Source organism: Sorangium sp. So ce117 (assembly GCF_051524395.1).
Lineage (GTDB): Bacteria > Myxococcota_A > Polyangia > Polyangiales > Polyangiaceae > Sorangium > Sorangium cellulosum_B.
On the sequence record NZ_CP150309.1, the window covers coordinates 6,757,198 to 6,772,970 of the forward strand.

At 73.1% G+C, this 15,773-nt stretch carries 15 protein-coding genes; 9 read left to right on the forward strand and 6 right to left on the reverse strand.

The annotated features are described in order from the left end of the window. Window positions 1-38 precede the first annotated feature (38 nt). Window positions 39-185, reverse strand: coding sequence for a hypothetical protein (locus WMF46_RS25190; protein WP_437979519.1), 147 nt, complete (start codon window positions 183-185; stop codon window positions 39-41). On the opposite strand from WMF46_RS25190, the gene ybaK reads away from it, so the two are divergent. Both ybaK and WMF46_RS25200 read left to right on the forward strand, forming a co-directional pair. Continuing rightward, the gene (gene ybaK, locus WMF46_RS25195) at window positions 175-660 is read left to right on the forward strand and encodes a Cys-tRNA(Pro) deacylase (RefSeq protein WP_437979520.1); all 486 of its coding nucleotides are present in this window, start codon (window positions 175-177) and stop codon (window positions 658-660) included. The genes WMF46_RS25190 and ybaK overlap by 11 nt on opposite strands. Window positions 661-734: 74 nt before the next feature. After that, complete coding sequence (locus WMF46_RS25200; RefSeq protein ID WP_437979521.1) at window positions 735-1,568, forward strand: hypothetical protein; 834 nt, start codon at window positions 735-737, stop codon at window positions 1,566-1,568. Here the strand turns inward: WMF46_RS25200 and WMF46_RS25205 are convergent. After that, the gene (locus tag WMF46_RS25205; RefSeq protein WP_437979522.1) at window positions 1,542-2,060 is read right to left on the reverse strand and encodes a DUF2243 domain-containing protein; all 519 of its coding nucleotides are present in this window, start codon (window positions 2,058-2,060) and stop codon (window positions 1,542-1,544) included. The genes WMF46_RS25200 and WMF46_RS25205 overlap by 27 nt on opposite strands. Window positions 2,061-2,287: 227 nt before the next feature. On the opposite strand from WMF46_RS25205, the gene WMF46_RS25210 reads away from it, so the two are divergent. Then, window positions 2,288-3,124: a hypothetical protein gene (locus tag WMF46_RS25210; protein ID WP_437979523.1), complete on the forward strand. Its 837-nt coding sequence runs from the start codon at window positions 2,288-2,290 to the stop codon at window positions 3,122-3,124. A 37-nt stretch (window positions 3,125-3,161) separates the two neighbouring features. Here the strand turns inward: WMF46_RS25210 and WMF46_RS25215 are convergent, their stop codons facing one another. From WMF46_RS25215 to WMF46_RS25225, 3 genes are all read right to left on the reverse strand, one after another. Further along, entirely contained in the window at window positions 3,162-3,527 is a 366-nt protein-coding gene (locus WMF46_RS25215) for a hypothetical protein (protein ID WP_437979524.1), read from the reverse strand. A gap of 101 nt (window positions 3,528-3,628) precedes the next feature. Continuing rightward, a complete protein-coding gene (locus WMF46_RS25220) occupies window positions 3,629-5,011 on the reverse strand; it encodes an MFS transporter (protein WP_437979525.1) in 1,383 nt (460 codons plus the stop codon). 138 nt (window positions 5,012-5,149) lie between these two features. Beyond that, window positions 5,150-5,938, reverse strand: a complete 789-nt coding sequence (locus tag WMF46_RS25225; RefSeq protein WP_437739081.1) for an SDR family NAD(P)-dependent oxidoreductase — start codon at window positions 5,936-5,938, stop codon at window positions 5,150-5,152. A gap of 361 nt (window positions 5,939-6,299) precedes the next feature. Here WMF46_RS25225 and WMF46_RS25230 point away from each other — a divergent pair, with 361 nt between their 5' ends. Beyond that, window positions 6,300-7,241 carry a hypothetical protein gene (locus tag WMF46_RS25230; RefSeq protein ID WP_437979526.1) on the forward strand — a complete coding sequence of 314 codons (942 nt, stop codon included), beginning with the start codon at window positions 6,300-6,302 and terminating at the stop codon, window positions 7,239-7,241. 212 nt (window positions 7,242-7,453) lie between these two features. Here WMF46_RS25230 and WMF46_RS25235 read toward each other — a convergent pair whose 3' ends face one another. After that, window positions 7,454-11,341 (reverse strand): serine/threonine-protein kinase, encoded by a 3,888-nt coding sequence (locus WMF46_RS25235; protein ID WP_437979527.1) that lies wholly within the window; start codon window positions 11,339-11,341, stop codon window positions 7,454-7,456. A gap of 304 nt (window positions 11,342-11,645) precedes the next feature. Here WMF46_RS25235 and WMF46_RS25240 point away from each other — a divergent pair, with 304 nt between their 5' ends. From WMF46_RS25240 to WMF46_RS25260, 5 genes are all read left to right on the forward strand, one after another. Continuing rightward, the gene (locus WMF46_RS25240) at window positions 11,646-11,912 is read left to right on the forward strand and encodes a hypothetical protein (protein ID WP_437979528.1); all 267 of its coding nucleotides are present in this window, start codon (window positions 11,646-11,648) and stop codon (window positions 11,910-11,912) included. A gap of 68 nt (window positions 11,913-11,980) precedes the next feature. Then, window positions 11,981-12,805, forward strand: coding sequence for an SDR family oxidoreductase (locus tag WMF46_RS25245; RefSeq protein WP_437979529.1), 825 nt, complete (start codon window positions 11,981-11,983; stop codon window positions 12,803-12,805). Window positions 12,806-13,048: 243 nt separating this feature from the next. Next, window positions 13,049-13,210 (forward strand): hypothetical protein, encoded by a 162-nt coding sequence (locus tag WMF46_RS25250; protein WP_437979530.1) that lies wholly within the window; start codon window positions 13,049-13,051, stop codon window positions 13,208-13,210. Between the two features lie 274 nt (window positions 13,211-13,484). Then, window positions 13,485-14,501: a hypothetical protein gene (locus WMF46_RS25255; RefSeq protein ID WP_437979531.1), complete on the forward strand. Its 1,017-nt coding sequence runs from the start codon at window positions 13,485-13,487 to the stop codon at window positions 14,499-14,501. A gap of 192 nt (window positions 14,502-14,693) precedes the next feature. After that, the gene (locus tag WMF46_RS25260) at window positions 14,694-15,764 is read left to right on the forward strand and encodes a hypothetical protein (protein WP_437979532.1); all 1,071 of its coding nucleotides are present in this window, start codon (window positions 14,694-14,696) and stop codon (window positions 15,762-15,764) included. Window positions 15,765-15,773 lie beyond the last annotated feature (9 nt).

Sequence of the window (15,773 nt, forward strand, 5' to 3'; positions counted from 1 at the left end):
GCCGGCGCCGCGCGCTCGGCCGCCTACCCGAGCGGCGCCTACCCGAGCAGCCCCGCCTCCCGCAGGAAGGCGCCCTCGACCGCGGCGTAGTCGGCCTCCACGTCGAGCCGCGCGAGGACCGAGTAGAACCCGAACTGGAGCCGGTTCGGGTATAGCATCGCCCGGCCCATTCCGATGAAGACCAACGCCGCGCGCATCCTCGACAGCCTCGGCATCCCGTACGAGCTGCGCACCTACGAGGTCGACCCGAGCGACCTGACCGCGGGCACCGTGGCCAGGAAGATCGGCCTGCCGCCGGAGCAGGTGTGGAAGACGCTTGTGGCGCGCGGCGATCGCCACGGCGTTTGCTTCGCGGTGGTGCCGGGCAACGCCCAGCTCGATCTGAAGGCGATGGCCAGGCTCACCGGCGACCGGAAGGTCGACACGGTATCGCTGAAGGAGGTCCAGCCGCTCACCGGTTACGTGCGCGGCGGGGTCACGGCGCTGGGCGCGAAGAAGGCCTATCCCGTCTACGCGGACGAGACGATCGAGCTCTTCGAGGTCGTCTCCATCTCGGCCGGCGTGCGCGGCACCCAGATCCTCGTCGCTCCCGACAATTATCTGCGCGCGACGAGGGCAAAGGTCGGAGCCATCGCGTCGCCGGGCGGCGACGCGGATTGAACGCGCGCGCCGCCGGATCCGCGGTATGCTGGCAGAGCTCGCCTCCGGTCCGGCGCCGGGCGGCGACGAGGGATATGACCAGAGCGGCCTGCGACGTGCGCGACCCGAGCGAGCTGAGCACCGCCGAGCTGCGGCAGCGGTGCCGGGGCTGCAAGCCGTGGGAGATCGGGCTCGGCGCGGTCCAGCTGGCCGCCTCGGCGGCCGCCGGAGGCGCCGTGCTCGCGGCGGCCGGCGCCTGCATTCCGGGGCTGGTCCAGTGCATCAGCGTGGGTCCGGCGCTCGCGGCCGGGCTCGCGGTCTGGGAGTCGATCGGCGTGGCCAGGGGGTGGCTCCCGGGCGCGGCGTACCGCGATGAGCTCGCGTTCCGCGCGTGGCACGCGGGGCTCTCGCCGTGGGTCGGGCCAGCAGCGCAGCGTCGCTGGGCGAGGCGCGCGCTGGCGCGCCGGCCCGCGGCCCCCGACTGGCTGCTCGTCCTCGAGGGCGTCGCGCCGGCCGGCGGAGGGCGCCGCTGGGTCAAGGTCGAGCTCTCGCTGTCCCCCTCCTCGGACGGCCCGTTCCGCTCGCAGGCCAGCGGGCACGCGCTGCTGCGCGCGGGCGGCGACGGCGCAGAAGCGCCGCACGAGCGGCGCCTCGCGCTCGAGGAGCTCGACGACCTGAGGCGGGCCGTCGCAGAGCTCCCGGCGGGGCTCTCGCTGGCCTCCCCCGCCTCGCCCCGGGACCCCGCGGTGTTCAATGGCCGCTGCGAGCTGCTCATCGCCAGGAGGACGCCGTTCGCCGCGGCCCAGCTGACGAGCGCGTTTCCGTCGCTCGAGGCCGGCCCTCAGGCGCCCTCGCTGTCGCTGCTGCACCGCCTGGTCCAGCTGGCCTGGTGCGGGGGCGAGTCAGGTCCGAGCCGGCGCGGCGGCTGACGCGGGCGCCTCGCGCATCAGGCGCCGGCCGACCAGCACCAGCAGGACACCGGACGCGAGGAAGGCCAGGTCCCAGCCGAGCTGCCCCGGACCTGGACGGACATGGTGGATCTGCAGGAGGTGATGGTCGATCACCCCCTCGACCAGGTTGAACAGCCCCCAGCCCATGGCGGCGGCGCCCGGGAGCATCCGTCCCGGGAGCTCGGCTCCGCCCACGCGCAGGGCGCCCCAGAGCTTGAACACACCTGCCACAGTGAGGCCCAATGCGACAACGCCGAACAGACCGTCGGCGAAGATGTTCCGCCTCACATCGTCGATGGTCGCGCCTGGATGGCAGCTGAAGCAGATCAGGTGATGCCACTGCAGGAGCTGATGAAACAAGATGCCGTCGATCAGGCCACCTGCGCCCATACCGAAGAGCACTCCCGCCGTCTTCACGGCGCGTGATGTCCTCGTGGCGGTGGTGCTCTCGAGCGGGCGGGCTGTGCTCATGAAATCCTCCTGAGCGCGCCCCCATGCGAGCGGCAAACCACAGCCGTCGAGCGGCGGAGGACGGATCCAGCGGGCGGGCGGGGCGACCGGTTCGCCGCCGCGGCGCCTCGCCGGCCGGCCGCGATCTGGCAGCCCCCCGACTCCGTGAGCTGGCCAGGTCGGGCCTGGCATGGAGTTGGCACATGCGAGGATCCCACGTAGCCGCAGAAATCGCTGAAAGGTGCCAGATGGACAATCGAATGAACCCGGAACGCGCCGCAGGAACGGCGGAGCCGGAGCACCAGGGTCCCAGGCCGGTCCCCTACACGTACCATGACGGTCGCGAGGACTACCTCCATGTCGGCCGCCGGGAAGGCGCGGAGTCGGATCAGCCCGAGGCGCTGATCCCGCCTTCGGAGCGGGTGACGTCACCTGTCCAGGCGACGTCCCTGCCGCCCGAAGCCGCGTCCATGACCCCCGAGGCGACGGCGCTGCCGCCCGAGGCGACCGCCCTGCCGCCCGAGGCCGCGTCCGTGGCCCCCGAGGCGACGGCGCTGCCGCCCGAGGCGACCGCCCTGCCGCCCGCGGCGGCGCCCGGGTCTCCCTGGGAGACGCCTCGCGCAGCGGCGCAGCGCCCTCAGCAGGCGCTCCGGATGAGCGAGATCGTCACGCGCGGACTGCGGACCGGCGCCGTGCTGACGGCAGCGACGATGTGCACGATGATGGCAGCGTCCACCCTCAAGCGCGGATCGCCCTGGGCCGCCATGAACGCCATGGCGGCGGCGGTCGGCCTCGGGGGTCGCCGCGCGAAGCGCCGGTTCGACCCGGTCGCCACGCCCGCTGGGATGGCGGCGCTCGCCGGGGGCCTGCTCGTGTGGGGCATCGGCTACGAGAAGGCGCTCGACGCGGCGGGGCGGCGCGGCGGCGCGCTCACGGGCGCCCTGTCGGCGCTCGGCGGCTTCCTGCTCGACGACCTGGTCTTGCCCAGCCGGCTCATGAAGGGCTTCCGCGACACGATGGGCGTGGCCGGCACCGTCGGCAAATACGTCGCCCTCGGCGTCGCGAGCGCCGTCGCCCCGCGGTGAACGCGCGAGGCGCCGGCGCAGGCGCCGCCGCGCTCCGCTATCTCTGCCCGGCGGCCTTGCGGTCCTTCTCGCCCGGCTCCTCGTGCTGGGGCAACGCGCCTCTCGGCTGCGCCTGTTCGGTCGCGCCGCTCTCCGGCGGCGGCTCCTCCTCGGGCGGGGCCGCCGCGCCCGCGGCCGTGGCCTCCGTGCCGGTCTCCCGCAGCTCGAGCGAGCCCGCGGGGCCGCCGCGGCCCGACTCCTCGTACGGCCCGCCGCCGAGCGAGCCCGGCGCGCGGAGCTCGGCGTCCTTGGGGTGCGGCCCGTCGAGCCGGAAGATCCCCTTCGATTGATCGACCTCGTCGAACCGCCTGTTCTCCTGCGGTTGCGCCTGCGCCTCGGACCGCTGCTTGGCCTTTTGCCCCATGATCCCCTCCCTCGCCCGGCGCGCAGTGCGTCGACCGCACACACGCCCGCCTCGACCCGCGGCGTGCATGCGAGGTGCCGGACCGCGCCGGCCCCGCCCGCTCACGCCGGCCGCGCCGCGCCCTGCTCCTCCGAGGCGGCCCCCACCGGGACCGGCTGGGTGAGCTGCTCCGAGGGCGTCCCGGCGGCCATCTGCTGGGCGATGATCAGCTCCCGCGCCTGCTGCCGCAGCCCGGGGAGCCTCGCGGCGAACACCGCCGCCGCGACGACGCAGCACGCGCCGCCCGAGGCGACGGTCGCGGGCGCGCCGATCTTGCCCGCGAGCCAGCCGGCGAGCAGCGCGCCGAGCGGGGCCATCCCCATGAACATCATCGCGTAGACCGCCATGACGCGCCCGCGGAGCGCGTCCGGCACCATCGCCTGCACGAGCGTGTTCGACCCCGCCATCTGCACCATCATCGAGAAGCCGACGGGCACGAGCAGGAGCGCCGAGAGCCAGAACGACCGCGACAGCGCGAACAGCCCGAGCGCCACGCCGAACCCCGCGCAGGCCGCGGCGACCCAGCGGCCGAGGCCCCGGAGCCGTCTCCGGCTGGCGAGGACGAGCGCGCCAAGCAGCGCCCCGACGCCCGACGCGCCCATCAGGATGCCGAGCCCCTGCGCCCCCCCGCGCAGGATCCGATCGGCGAAGATCGGCATCAGCACCGCGTACGGCATCGCGGTGACGCTCACGACCCCGAGCAGGACGAGGAGCGCGCGGATGGCCCTGGTGCGCGCGACGAACCGGAAGCCCTCGAGCGTATGGGCGAACGCGGAGCCGCGACCGGCGGCGGCCGGACGGGGCGCGACGCGCATCGCCAGGAGGCTCCCGAGCACGGCAAGGAAGCTCACCCCGTTCGCGACGAAGCACCACCCCTCGCCGATCGCGCCGACGAGGATGCCCGCCACCGCCGGGCCGAGGATCCGCGCGCCGTTGAACATCGAGGAGTTGAGCGCGATGGCGTTGGCGAGGTCCTCCCTGCCCACCATCTCGACGACGAACGCCTGCCGCGTCGGGATGTCGAACGCGTTGACGACGCCGAGGAGCACGCTGAACCCGAGGATGTGCGGGACCTGGACGTGCCCGCTCAGGGTGAGCGCGCCGAGCCCGAAGGCGAGCGCCATCGCGGCGGACTGCGTGGCGAGCAGGATGCGGTGGCGGCTCCGCCGGTCGGCCACCGTGCCGCCGATCGGGGCGAGCAGGAAGACGGGGATCTGCGTCGCGAACCCGACGGCGCCGAGCAGCAGCGACGAGCCCGTCAGCCGGTAGACGAGCCACGACTGGGCGACCGACTGCATCCAGGTGCCGACCAGCGAGACGAGCTGGCCGGCGAAGAAGAGCTGGTAGTTGCGGTGGCGGAGCGCGCGCAACAGCGACGGGGCGGAGGCCGCCGGGCGCTCACCACGACCCGCCGCGGGCGGCGGCTCCGCTTCAGGCTGACCCATGGCCGAAGTATGGGGCGCAGGAGGCTCGAGAACCCGGGGTTCGGAGGATCCGAGCGCGGCGGGGTGAGGCGCGTGGCCTCCGGCCGGGCTCCGCCGCGGCGCGCTCCCCCGGGCGCCGCCGCGGCGCGCGGATTCGGATCAGCCCCCGCCCGCGTAGTTCGCGGGCCACGCCGCCGAGAGGAGGCCCCCATCGACGGCGACGTCCTGGCCGGTGATGAACGAGGCCTTGTCGCTGAAGAGGAAGGCGACGAGCGCGGCGACCTCCTCGGGCCCGCCGACGCGGTTCATGGCGTGGAGCGACGCGGCGAAGGCGCGTCCCTGGGGATCGTCGAGGCGCCAGCCGGCCGTCGACATCTCCGACTCGACGACGCCGGGGCTCACCGCGTTGATGCGGATCCCCTTCTGCGCGTACTCGACCGCGGCGGTGCGCGTGAGCGCGACGAGGCCGGCCTTGGAGGCAGCGTAGACCGCGAGCCCGGGGAAGAAGCGCGACGCGGCCACCGACGCGCAGTTGACGATCGAGCCCCCGCCGCTCGCGAGCATGGCTTTGATCTGGTACTTCATGCACCAGAAGACGCCGCGGAGGTTCGTGTCCATGACCAGGTCGTAGTCGGCGTTGGACATGTCGGCGAGCGGCATCAAGAAGCCGGATCCGGCGTTGTTGAAGCTGCAGTCGAGGCGCCCGTAGGTGGACACCGCGGCCTTCACGAGCGCCTCGACGTCGCCCTCGACCCGCATGTCGGCGGTGACCCAGGTGATCTCCCCGCCGCGATCCTTGACGGCCGCGACGAGCTCGCGCCCTTGCGCCTCGCGCCGCGCGCTCGCGACGACCCTGGCGCCCTCGGCGGCCAGCGCGACGGCCGTCGACCTGCCGATGCCCGAGCTCGCGCCCGTGACGATGACGACCTTGTCTTTCAGGGCTCCCATGCCTCACATCCCTCGCGAAGGTGGCCGGCGCCCCCGTGACAGGCGCCGGCGCTTGTGAAATGCAGAGTTAAGGAACAACCGTCTTCGACCGTCTGGAGCGCAAATTGAACGCGCAGAGCGGGCCCGTGACGATGCCAAGGGCGGGTACGAAAGGGAAGCGATTCCGGCGTTCTACGCGCCTCGACACGACGCGCACACGACGCCCACACGACGCGCAACATGGCTCCTTGTGCCGTGGTGTCGCGCGTGCGTCGCCCTGGTCGCGCCGGGCTGCGCGGATGTGGGTCACGTCACCCTCGACCGAGGTGGCGTCGGCGCGGAGCGCGCGGCCACGGCGGAGATGGGCTATAGGCCAGCGTCCATGAACCGACCGTACCTTATCGCCGGCGCGCTCTTCCTGGCCGGCCACCTCTTCGCGCTCGGCTGCAGCGCCCCCAAGCCGGAGCCCGAGATCGCGTCCTCGGCCTCGCAGAGCGGCTATGCGGAGCGCTACCCGGCCGAGCTCCAGGCGACGGCCACGTCGTTCGGCGAGCGCGTCGACCTCGCGAAGCGCGCCACCGAGCAGTTCGCGGGCTATCCCGACCAGCTCAAGAAGCCGGACTGGAAGCAGGTCCTCGACGTCATCGAGCAGGCGGACGCGGCGGGCCGGAGCTACGACTACGTGGAGCGCGTGCGCGCCGTCGACGGCGCGGCGGCGTTCTTCAACGACAACAAGGAGGACCTCACCCGCAAGGTGAGCGGCGCCGCGCAGTACGTCGTCAAGCAGAAGGGGTGCGACGTCGACGTCACCGGGGCCACGGCGCACGCGCTCGAGGACGGCGTCGAGCGCCAGCTCGAGAAGTACGTCCGCGAGCGCAGCGAGGCGCACCGCCGCCTCGAGCGCTACCGCGCCTCGCTCGGCAAGGAGAACGCCGCGACGCTCGAGAAGCAGGCCGACGCCGTGAGCTTCGTGAGCTACGTCGTCCACATCGACATGGTCGAGCACAAGCTCCGGCTCCGCCGGATGCTCGAGGAGATCGAGGCCATCAAGAAGTCGATCGACGAGGCGGTCGAGGCGGAGCGAGCATTCCAGTCCTCTGGCAGCCGCACCGACGAGGAGAAGAAGGCGTCGGAGGCGCGCATCGAGGAGCTCGGGCGCAGCAAGGCGATGCTCGACTCGTCCGCGACCCAGGCGAAGCAGATCGACGAGACGATGGAGGAGCGCATCGTCGCGGCCCAGAAGACCTACCGCGAGGCGATGGACCGCCTGATCGCCACCCTGCGCAAGAACGCCGGCCTTCCGGCGGAGCCCCGCGAGGGCTGAGCCCGGTCCCGTAGGCGCGAACCAAGCTTCGCGCCGCGTTCTCCTACATCCGAACGTTTACGTGGTCGTGGTCGTGGTCGTGGTCGTGGTCGTCAACGATAGGCCGTGGACGACCACGACCACGACCACGTAAACGACCACGTAAACGTCCACGTAAACGTTCACGACCACGTTGGTGACCGATGGTGGAAGGGGGGGCGGGCTTCTTCTCCCTATCCCGCCCACCGCTCGGCCATCTCCAGCGTCCGCTGGTTCTCCGGTATCGTGAGGAACCGCTCCCTCCACACCGGATCGCTGATCTTCCCCGCCCTCTCCATCAACCTCTCCCTCGCCGCCGCGATCGCCGCCGCGCAGTCCGCCTCCATCCCGTTCGCCGCCAGCGCCTCCGCGTAGACGTTCCTCACCGCGGACTCCCCCTCCTCGATCGCCCCGATCGCCTTCAGCATCGAGAACGCCTCCCCCGCCGCCGACAGCGCCTCGTCGAACCTCCCCAGCCCGAGCAGCGCCCTCGCCCTCGCCGCTACCGCCGCCGCGCGCAGCGGCGGCGCGCTCTGCAGGAGCTCCGCCGCCGCCCTCGCTTCCTGCTCCGCCCCCTCGAAGTCCCGCGCGAGCAGCGCGATCCGCGCGAGGTACGTCCGCGCGCTCCCCTCCGTGCGCGGATCCCCGAGCCGCTGCGACAGCGCGATCGCCTCGCGCTCGGTCCGCTCCGCCTCCTCGATCCGCCCCCGGTAGCCGAGGACGTGCCCCAGGTTGCTGAGCGTCGCCACCGCGAGATCGTGCAACCCCATCCGCTCGGCGCCCGAGAGCGCGCTGCGCAGCACCTCCTCCGCGCCCGCGAAATCCCCGAGCTCCGCGTGCATGTACCCGACGTTCATGCGGAACGCGCACGCGTTGCCGCGGTCGCCCGCGCGCTCGAACGCCGCGAGCGCCGCGGACAGCCCCGCGAGGCATGCGCTGGGATCGCCGCTCACGAGCGCCCGGGCCGACCGCGCCGCGTGCAGCCGCGCCACCACTTCGACCTCCCGCTCCGCGAGATCCGTCCCGTCGCCCTCGATCGCGTCGATCAGCGCGTCCGCGAACACGTAGCGCCCCCCGAACACCAGCAGCAGCGCCCCCTCGCCGAGGCACATGTGCTTCGCCACGAGCGCGCCCTCCGCCTCCGCCTCGGCGGCCTGCGCCGCGCTCATCCAGCGCTCCACCCGCTCGAAGCCGCCCAGCTTGCCCGCGGCCATGGCGACGTGCTTGATCGCCGAGAACCACGCCGCGGAGCCGGCGGGCAGCCGGTCCACCGCCTCGGCCCCGCGCTGCTCCGCGAGCGCGAGCTCCCCGCGCCAGACGTGCGCCTCGGCCTCCACGAGGCGCAGCGCGCCGAGCGCCTGCGCGTTCGGGCCGCACGCGACGCCGCGCTCGGCGCGCTCGATCGCCGCGGCGAGGTCCTGCGCCCGCAGCGCCTGCTCCGCCGCGCGGCAGTACGCGGCCGCGGCCCGCGACAGCTCGCCGCCGCGCTCGAAGTGCTCGCCGAGCGCCATCGCGTCCACCGCGCCCGCGCCCGCGCGCGACAGCCACTCGCCGGCGAGCCGGTGCCCGAGCCGCCGGTCGCCCTCCGTCAGCATGCCGTAGGCCGCCTCCCGCACGATCGCGTGCTGGAAGCTGTACTCCACCTCGCCGGGGAGGCTGCCCTCGCCGCGCCGGGAGATCACCTCGCGCTGCTCCAGCTCGACCAGCTTCGGCGCGACCTGCGCCCCGCCCACGAGCGCCGACACCCCGCCCTGCCAGAACGTCTGCCCGAAGACGCTCGCCGCCCGCAGCGCCCGCCGCGCCTCGATGTCGAGCGCCTCGATGCGCGCCTGCACCATCGCCACCACCGTCTCGGGCAGGTCGGCGCCCTTGCCGTCGGCCACCGCGCGGAGCTGCTCCTCCAGGTAGAACGCGTTGCCGTCGGCGCGGTCGACGATCATCGCGAGGAGCTCCGGCGCGACGTCCTCGCCGAGCACCTGGCGCACCAGCCGCTCGCTCGCGCGCCGCGGCAGCCCCGACAGCTGCACCTCGTGGACGCCGCGCCCCGCCCAGAGCTTCGGGAAGAGCTCCCGCACCTCTGGCCGGCCGAGCGCGAGCACCATCAGCCGCTGATCGCCGAGGTTGCGGAGCGCCGAGTCGACGAGCAGCACGCTCGGCAGATCGCCCCAGTGCAGGTCCTCGAGCACGAGCAGCACGGGCCTCGCCGAGCACTCGGCCCTGAGGAGCTCCTCCCAGGCGACGCGGATCTGGTCGCTCATCAGCACGGGGCTGCGCCGCGCCGCCATCAGCTGCACGCTGTCGCCGTCGGGGAACGGCACGCCGACGAGCTCCCCGAGGAACGCCGCCGTGCGCGCCGACTCGGCGTGGCCGTACCGCGCGACGCGCGCGCGGAGCTTGCGCTGCCGCGCCTCGATGGGCTCGCCCTCGAAGAGGCCGATGGCGCGCCGCAGCGCCGGCGCCAGCAGCGCGAAGGCCGAGCCGGCGCTCATCGGGTCGCCGCGCCCGATCCACACCTCCATGTCCTCGCCGCGGTCGCGGAGCCGCCGGATCAGCTCGGAGCGCAGGCGGGATTTCCCTGCGCCCGCGGGCGCGGTCACGAGCACGGCGCTCGGCGTCGACTCCTCGACGCAGTGCGAGAACGCCGCCTCCAGCAGCGCGAGCTCGCGGTCGCGCCCGACGCACGGCGTCGGCTTGCCGAGCAGGGGCGGCGTGGAGGCGAGCTCCTCGCGCTCGCCGTGCAGGCGGAGGGCGCCCGCGTCGCGGGTCACGTCGAACCGGGCGCCGAGCAGCCCTGCGGTCACCTCGTCCATGCAGACGGCGTGCGCGCCGGCGGGCGCGGGCGCGTGCGCGGGCGGCAGCAGGTGGACCGCGCGGTCGATGAGCTCGCCGACCGGCAGCCGCGCGGACATCTCCGCGCGGCCCGTGACGAGCGCGACCGGCACGCTGCCGAGCAGCGCGTTCAGCGCGAGCGCGCAGCGGGCGGACTGCGCCGCGAGGTCGGTCGGGGCGCCGCCGGCGGTGAGCACGATGAGCGGCGAGCGGGACTCCAGGATCTCGAGCTCGCCCTGGTAGCGCTCGGCGACGGCGATGAGCGCCTTGCTGCGCTCCAGGTCCTCCTCCTGCGAGCGCGTCGCCTCGGCGTCGCCGCTCGCGTCGCGCGCGAGCACGAGGCACATCATCTTGCGCTCGTTCGTGGTGATCTCGCCCCCGCGCAGGGTGTTCGACGGGCGGCTGCTCGCGGCGCCGACGCCCACGTCGTCGAGCGCGAGCAGCTCCGCCGCCACCGCGTCGGCGTCGCGGGGCCGGTCCTTCGGCGGCTTCGCGAGCATGCGCGCGACGAGGTCGTCGAGCGCCTCGGGGATGTCGCCGCGCAGCTCCCGGAGCCGCGGCGGATCCTCGAGGATGACCTTGATGAGCACCGAGAGCCCGTCGGCGCCCTGGAACGCCGAGCGCCCGGTGAGGCACTTGAAGAGCACGCAGCCGAGCGAGAAGACGTCGGCGCGGGGGTCGATGTTCGGCTCGCTGCGGGCCTGCTCCGGCGCCATGTAGCCCGGGGTGCCGAGCATCGTCCCGGGCATGGTGAGGTGCCTGTCCATGGCGCCGAGGCGCACCACGCCGAAGTCGATGAGCGTGACCCCCTCGATCGCGCCGCCCACGAGGAGCAGGTTGCTCGGCTTGAGGTCGCGGTGGACGATCCCGGCGCGGTGCACGACGCCGAGCGTCGACGCGATGCGCGACGCGAGCGCGATGCTCTCGGCGATCGTGAGCGAGCTGCGGGTGAGCCGCTCGGTCAGCGTCTCGCCGGCGAGCCACTCCATCGCGAGGTAGGGCTGCCCCGCGTCGGTCGCGCCGTGTCCGATGTAGCGCACGATGCCCGGGTGCCGCAGCGCGGTGAGCGCCTCGAGCGCCTCGACCTCGCGCGCGAACCGGATCGCCTCCTGGAGCCCTCGCCGCTGCAAGACCTTCAGCGCCACCGGCTCGTTCGTGACCAGATCGCAGGCGCGGTAGACGTCCCCCATCCCGCCCGAGCTGGCGAGGCGCTCGATCAGGAAGCGACGGTCGATGACGTCTCCCACGCGCATCTCATCCCCGCCTTACCTGAGACCTCGCATGAGCCTGCTTACAACGGAGTAAACGAACTCAGCCCCGATCGCCAGCGACTCCGCCCGCAACGGCCGGACGAGGCTGACCGCCGGCGGCTGCGAGCCCGATCGAAGTGTGAGCTGCCAAACATCGCTCATCAGCGCCAGCGTGGGGAGGGACATTTTCTCCACACCGAGACAAAACGTCCTGTCTGCGGGGCGCGTGTCACAGGGGCGCATTGCGCTCGTCACCCCGCTTCGGCCTCGATCGCCATGGCACGACCCCTGCTGAGCTGATGGGATCATGAAGGCGAAGCTCTCGAAGAAGCAAAAGAGGAAGCTCAACAAGCTCGGCCGGAGGGCCCTCCGGCCGGTGGCCGCGGCGGCGAGCCTCGCAGCGGTGTTCGCGGCAGGCCTGTACAGCGGTGAGGCGAGAAACTATCTGAGCAGCGCGAAGACCGCCGTGAGCCGGAAGGTGAGGGCGTGGGCGGGCGCGCTGTGCGGTTTGAAGCTGGTGAATGGCGAATCGGGGAGAGCTCACCCCGACGTCGAGCTGGCGCAGCCGTCATGAGGCGCGCCGCCGCGGGCCTGCACGACCGCCTCGCGCCTCGGGCGGTCCTGGGGTAGGTTCGGCCGCCGATGGACACCCGAACTTATTTCCAGGGCAAGAGCGTTCTCATCACCGGCGGTTCGAGCGGCATCGGGCTGTCGTTCGCGAGGCTCGTCGCGGGGTACGGCGCCGCGGTGACGCTGGTGGCGCGCCGCCGCGCCCTCCTCGACGAGGCCGCCGTGGGCATCCGGCGCGAGCACCCGTCCGCGCGGGTCGACGTCCTGGAGCTCGACATCAGCCGGGCGGACGACGTGGCGCGGGCGATGGAGTCGCGGCTCGCCGACCGGCCGATCGATCACCTCGTGAACAACGCCGGCGTGGTGATGCCGGGGCGCTTCCTCGAGCTGCCGGTGGATCAGTTCCGGGGCATGATGGACGTGAACTTCTTTGGCGCCGTGCACCTGTGCAAGGCGGTGCTCCCGGCGATGGCGGCGCGCGGCAGCGGCCATGTGCTCAACGTCTCGTCGCTCGCGGGCGTGATCGGCATCTACGGTTACACGCCGTACGCGGCGAGCAAGTTCGCGCTGATCGGCTTCTCGCAGGCGCTGCGCGCGGAGATGTGGCCTCACGGCGTGCGGGTGAGCGTGTGCATGCCGCCCGACACCGACACTCCGCAGCTGGCGTTCGAGAACCAGTACAAGCCGGCGGAGACGAAGGCCATCGCGGGCAACGTGAAGACCCTCGAGCCGGACGCCGTAGCGCGCAGCATGGCCGACGGCATGGCGCGAGGGCGGTTCGAGATCTACCCCGACGTCGGCTCGCGCGTGAGCGCGATCGCGCAGGGGGTTATTCCTGGGGTGGTCCGGTGGGTCTGCGACAGCGCGCAGCGGAAGGCCGGGCCTACGGTGGGGTGACGCGGGAGAGCGATAGAAGGGCGGGACTCGTCGCCTGAGGTCCCCCCGCGCCGCGAGAGATCGTCGCCCGTGAATAAGCGGCGACATGAGGACGAAATGGTCTTCAGCAGAGCGCGTGAGCGCCGGGCAAATACGATCATCGAGAGGGCGCGCATGCATTATGCACCGCGCGTGCCGGAGGGATCCATCACCGGAGCCCGCTCGATGAGCATCGCTGATTCGCGGCCGGCGCGATAGCGCCGGATGGCGGCCCCAGGTCGAGCCCGATCGAAACAGGCGCGCATCGCCAACGGGATCAAGGTCGGCGACGTCCTGAGCAACAACGACGTCGACGCCAGCGATGTCATCGCGGTCAAGGTGTTTGACGTCGAAGGCGTCAAGAAGCTGCTGGTGTTCGTCACGTAGGGCTGCCCGATCGCCCCACCTCGCGCCAGGCCTCGAGACGGACATCGTAATGCATCGCCGGTGATCAGCCCTCGATGGCGGCTGGAGATCTGGCACGCACCCCCACAGCGCGCCGAGATCGCGCCTGGTAAACCTCCATCGCCTGGCCCCCCGCGTCCCGGCGGCTTCCAGGGCTTCCACCGACAGCCTCCTTCTGGTACGTGGGGCCGTCGCCCGGGGCCCTGGCTCCGGAGCGGCCCTTCAGACCGAGGCTCGGCCAAGGAGATCCGCACCCGTGCTAAGGAACACACGCCGCGTCGCCGCGCTCCCGCTGTGCATCGCCCTGCTGGCCGGCGCGGCGGAGGGTCGCGCCGAGGCCCCGCCGGAGGCGGTCGCCCGGCTCATGGCGCAGGCGAACGCGGCCGCCCGCGAGGATCGGCTCGCCGACTCGCGCGACCTGTGGATGGCGGTCTGGCGGCTGGAGCGCGCCCAGGTCGCCGCGTGCAACATCGGGGCGCTGTCGCTCCGGCTCGGCGACGCGCCGGCCGCCGTGCGCTGGCTGTCGCTCTGCCAGGAGATCATGCGCGCGCCCAGGACGCCCGCCGAGCGCGCGCTCGTCGCGTCGCGGCTCAGCGACCTGGCCCGCGCGCGGCAGCTCGCCGGCGAGCTCCACGTGGTCGCCCCCGCGGGCTCGAAGATCACGATCGACGGCGCGCCCGCCGAGATCGAGGGCGACAAGCCCATCCCCGTCGCCCCCGGCCACCACGTGGTGCGCGCCGCGCTGGACGGCGACGTCGCGACGGCCGAGATCGACGTGCCGCGCGGCGAGGCCCGGGAAGTCGTGCTCACGTTCGCTGCCCGGCCCGCCGGCGTCCCTGCGCCGCTCCCAGGCCTCCCGGCCGCGCCCGCAGGCGCGCAGGCGCCGCCCCCCGGCCCCCGCGCCGCCTCCCTCGCCCCCCCGCCTCCCCGGCCCGGGCCGCGGCCGGAGCTCGTCGCCGGCGGCTTCGGGCTCTCCGCCACCCTGGCGGCGATCGGCGGCGTGATGCTCGTCGGCGCGGAGAAGAAGGACGACGCGGGCGACACGGCCGCGCTCTCCGCAGGGCCGAACCGTTGCTTCCGGCTGACCCGGCCGATTTGCCAGCAGTCGGCGTCGGCCTACGACGACGCGATCACCTACCGGGGCGCGGGCATCGCCGGCCTCATCGCGGGAGGGGCCGTCCTGGCCGCCACGCTCGGTTACACGTTCTATCCGCGCGGGCCCGCAGAGATCACGGTGTCGGCCAAGGGGCTTACGTTGACGAGCACGTTTTGATGTGCGCTTCGACCTCGCCCCTGCTCTGATCGAAGGACGCTTCGCACGCCGCGCGATCTTGCGAAAACTTGCGTGACGGCGGCCGCCTGACCGCGGCATACTGCGCCCCGAGACGAACTGGCAAACGACACCCCGGCGGATTGGGGCCGCCTGGGTGCCGGCGCCACAGCCTCGTGCCGGAGGACTGGACGCATGGGTAGACCCATCGCGCGTTGTGCTGCTGCTCTGCTCTTTCTCATCACCTCGGCGACCTTCTTTGCGTGCGGCGACGGGCCCTACGTGGGTGGAAGGTGCGCGACCACGGACCACTGCCAGTCGGACCAGCAGAATGTGCCGGGCACGATCTGCATCGATGAGCACTGCGAGTGTGGCGAGCCGGGGAAGGTCATCTGCTGCGCGCGCGGCGACGACAAGCCGAACTGCTTCGAGGAGTGCCGGACCTGCGACGAGTGCGCCGAGGGCACGGAGGAGTGCTCGGGGGCGCCGGTCCCGACCGAGAGCTGCGAGGGCGACGCGGAGTGCCCCGGCCCGCCGGACCCGCGGTGCGGGGCCGGGAGGTGCGCGGACGGCGCGTGCGTCGTGGAGATCGAACGAGGGCCGATCGCCTCGCAGATCCGCGGCGACTGCAAGGTCGAGGAGTGCACGGCCGACGGCCGCGTGGTCAGCGTGACGGCCGTCGACCCCTACGACGACGGCAACCAGTGCACCCTCGACGCCTGCGAGATCGACGAGCCGCGACATCTCCTGTTGGATGGTGTCGCATGTCCCGCCTCGGGCGCCGGACGATGCCATGAGGGCGCGTGCGTGCAGTGCGTGGACACAGACCCGACGCCGCTGTGCCCTGGCGGGCTCGCGTGTGATGGTGTCTGGTGCGTGCCGGAGCACTGCGTGAACGGTGCGCGAGATGAGGGGCTCCGCGAGACGGGACTGGACTGCGGCGGCGCGTGCCGTCCCTGCCCATCGAGCGAGCGCTGCAAGGCCGCCACGGACTGCGAGAGCGGCGTCTGCACGAACGGAAGCTGCATGATCCCGACGTGCAGCGACGGGATAAAGAACGGCCTCGAGGCCGGCGTCGACTGCGGCAAGCAATATTGCCCGCGCTGCCCGGTGGGCGGGGGCTGCGAGACCGGCGCAGACTGCCTGAGCGGCGTGTGCTGGAGCGGCATCTGCCAGGCGCCCACCTGCACCGACGGCGTGAAGAACGGCGACGAGGCCGGCGTCGACTGCGGCGGCGCGGCTTGCGCCGCGGCGTGCCCCGAGTGATCGCGCCGC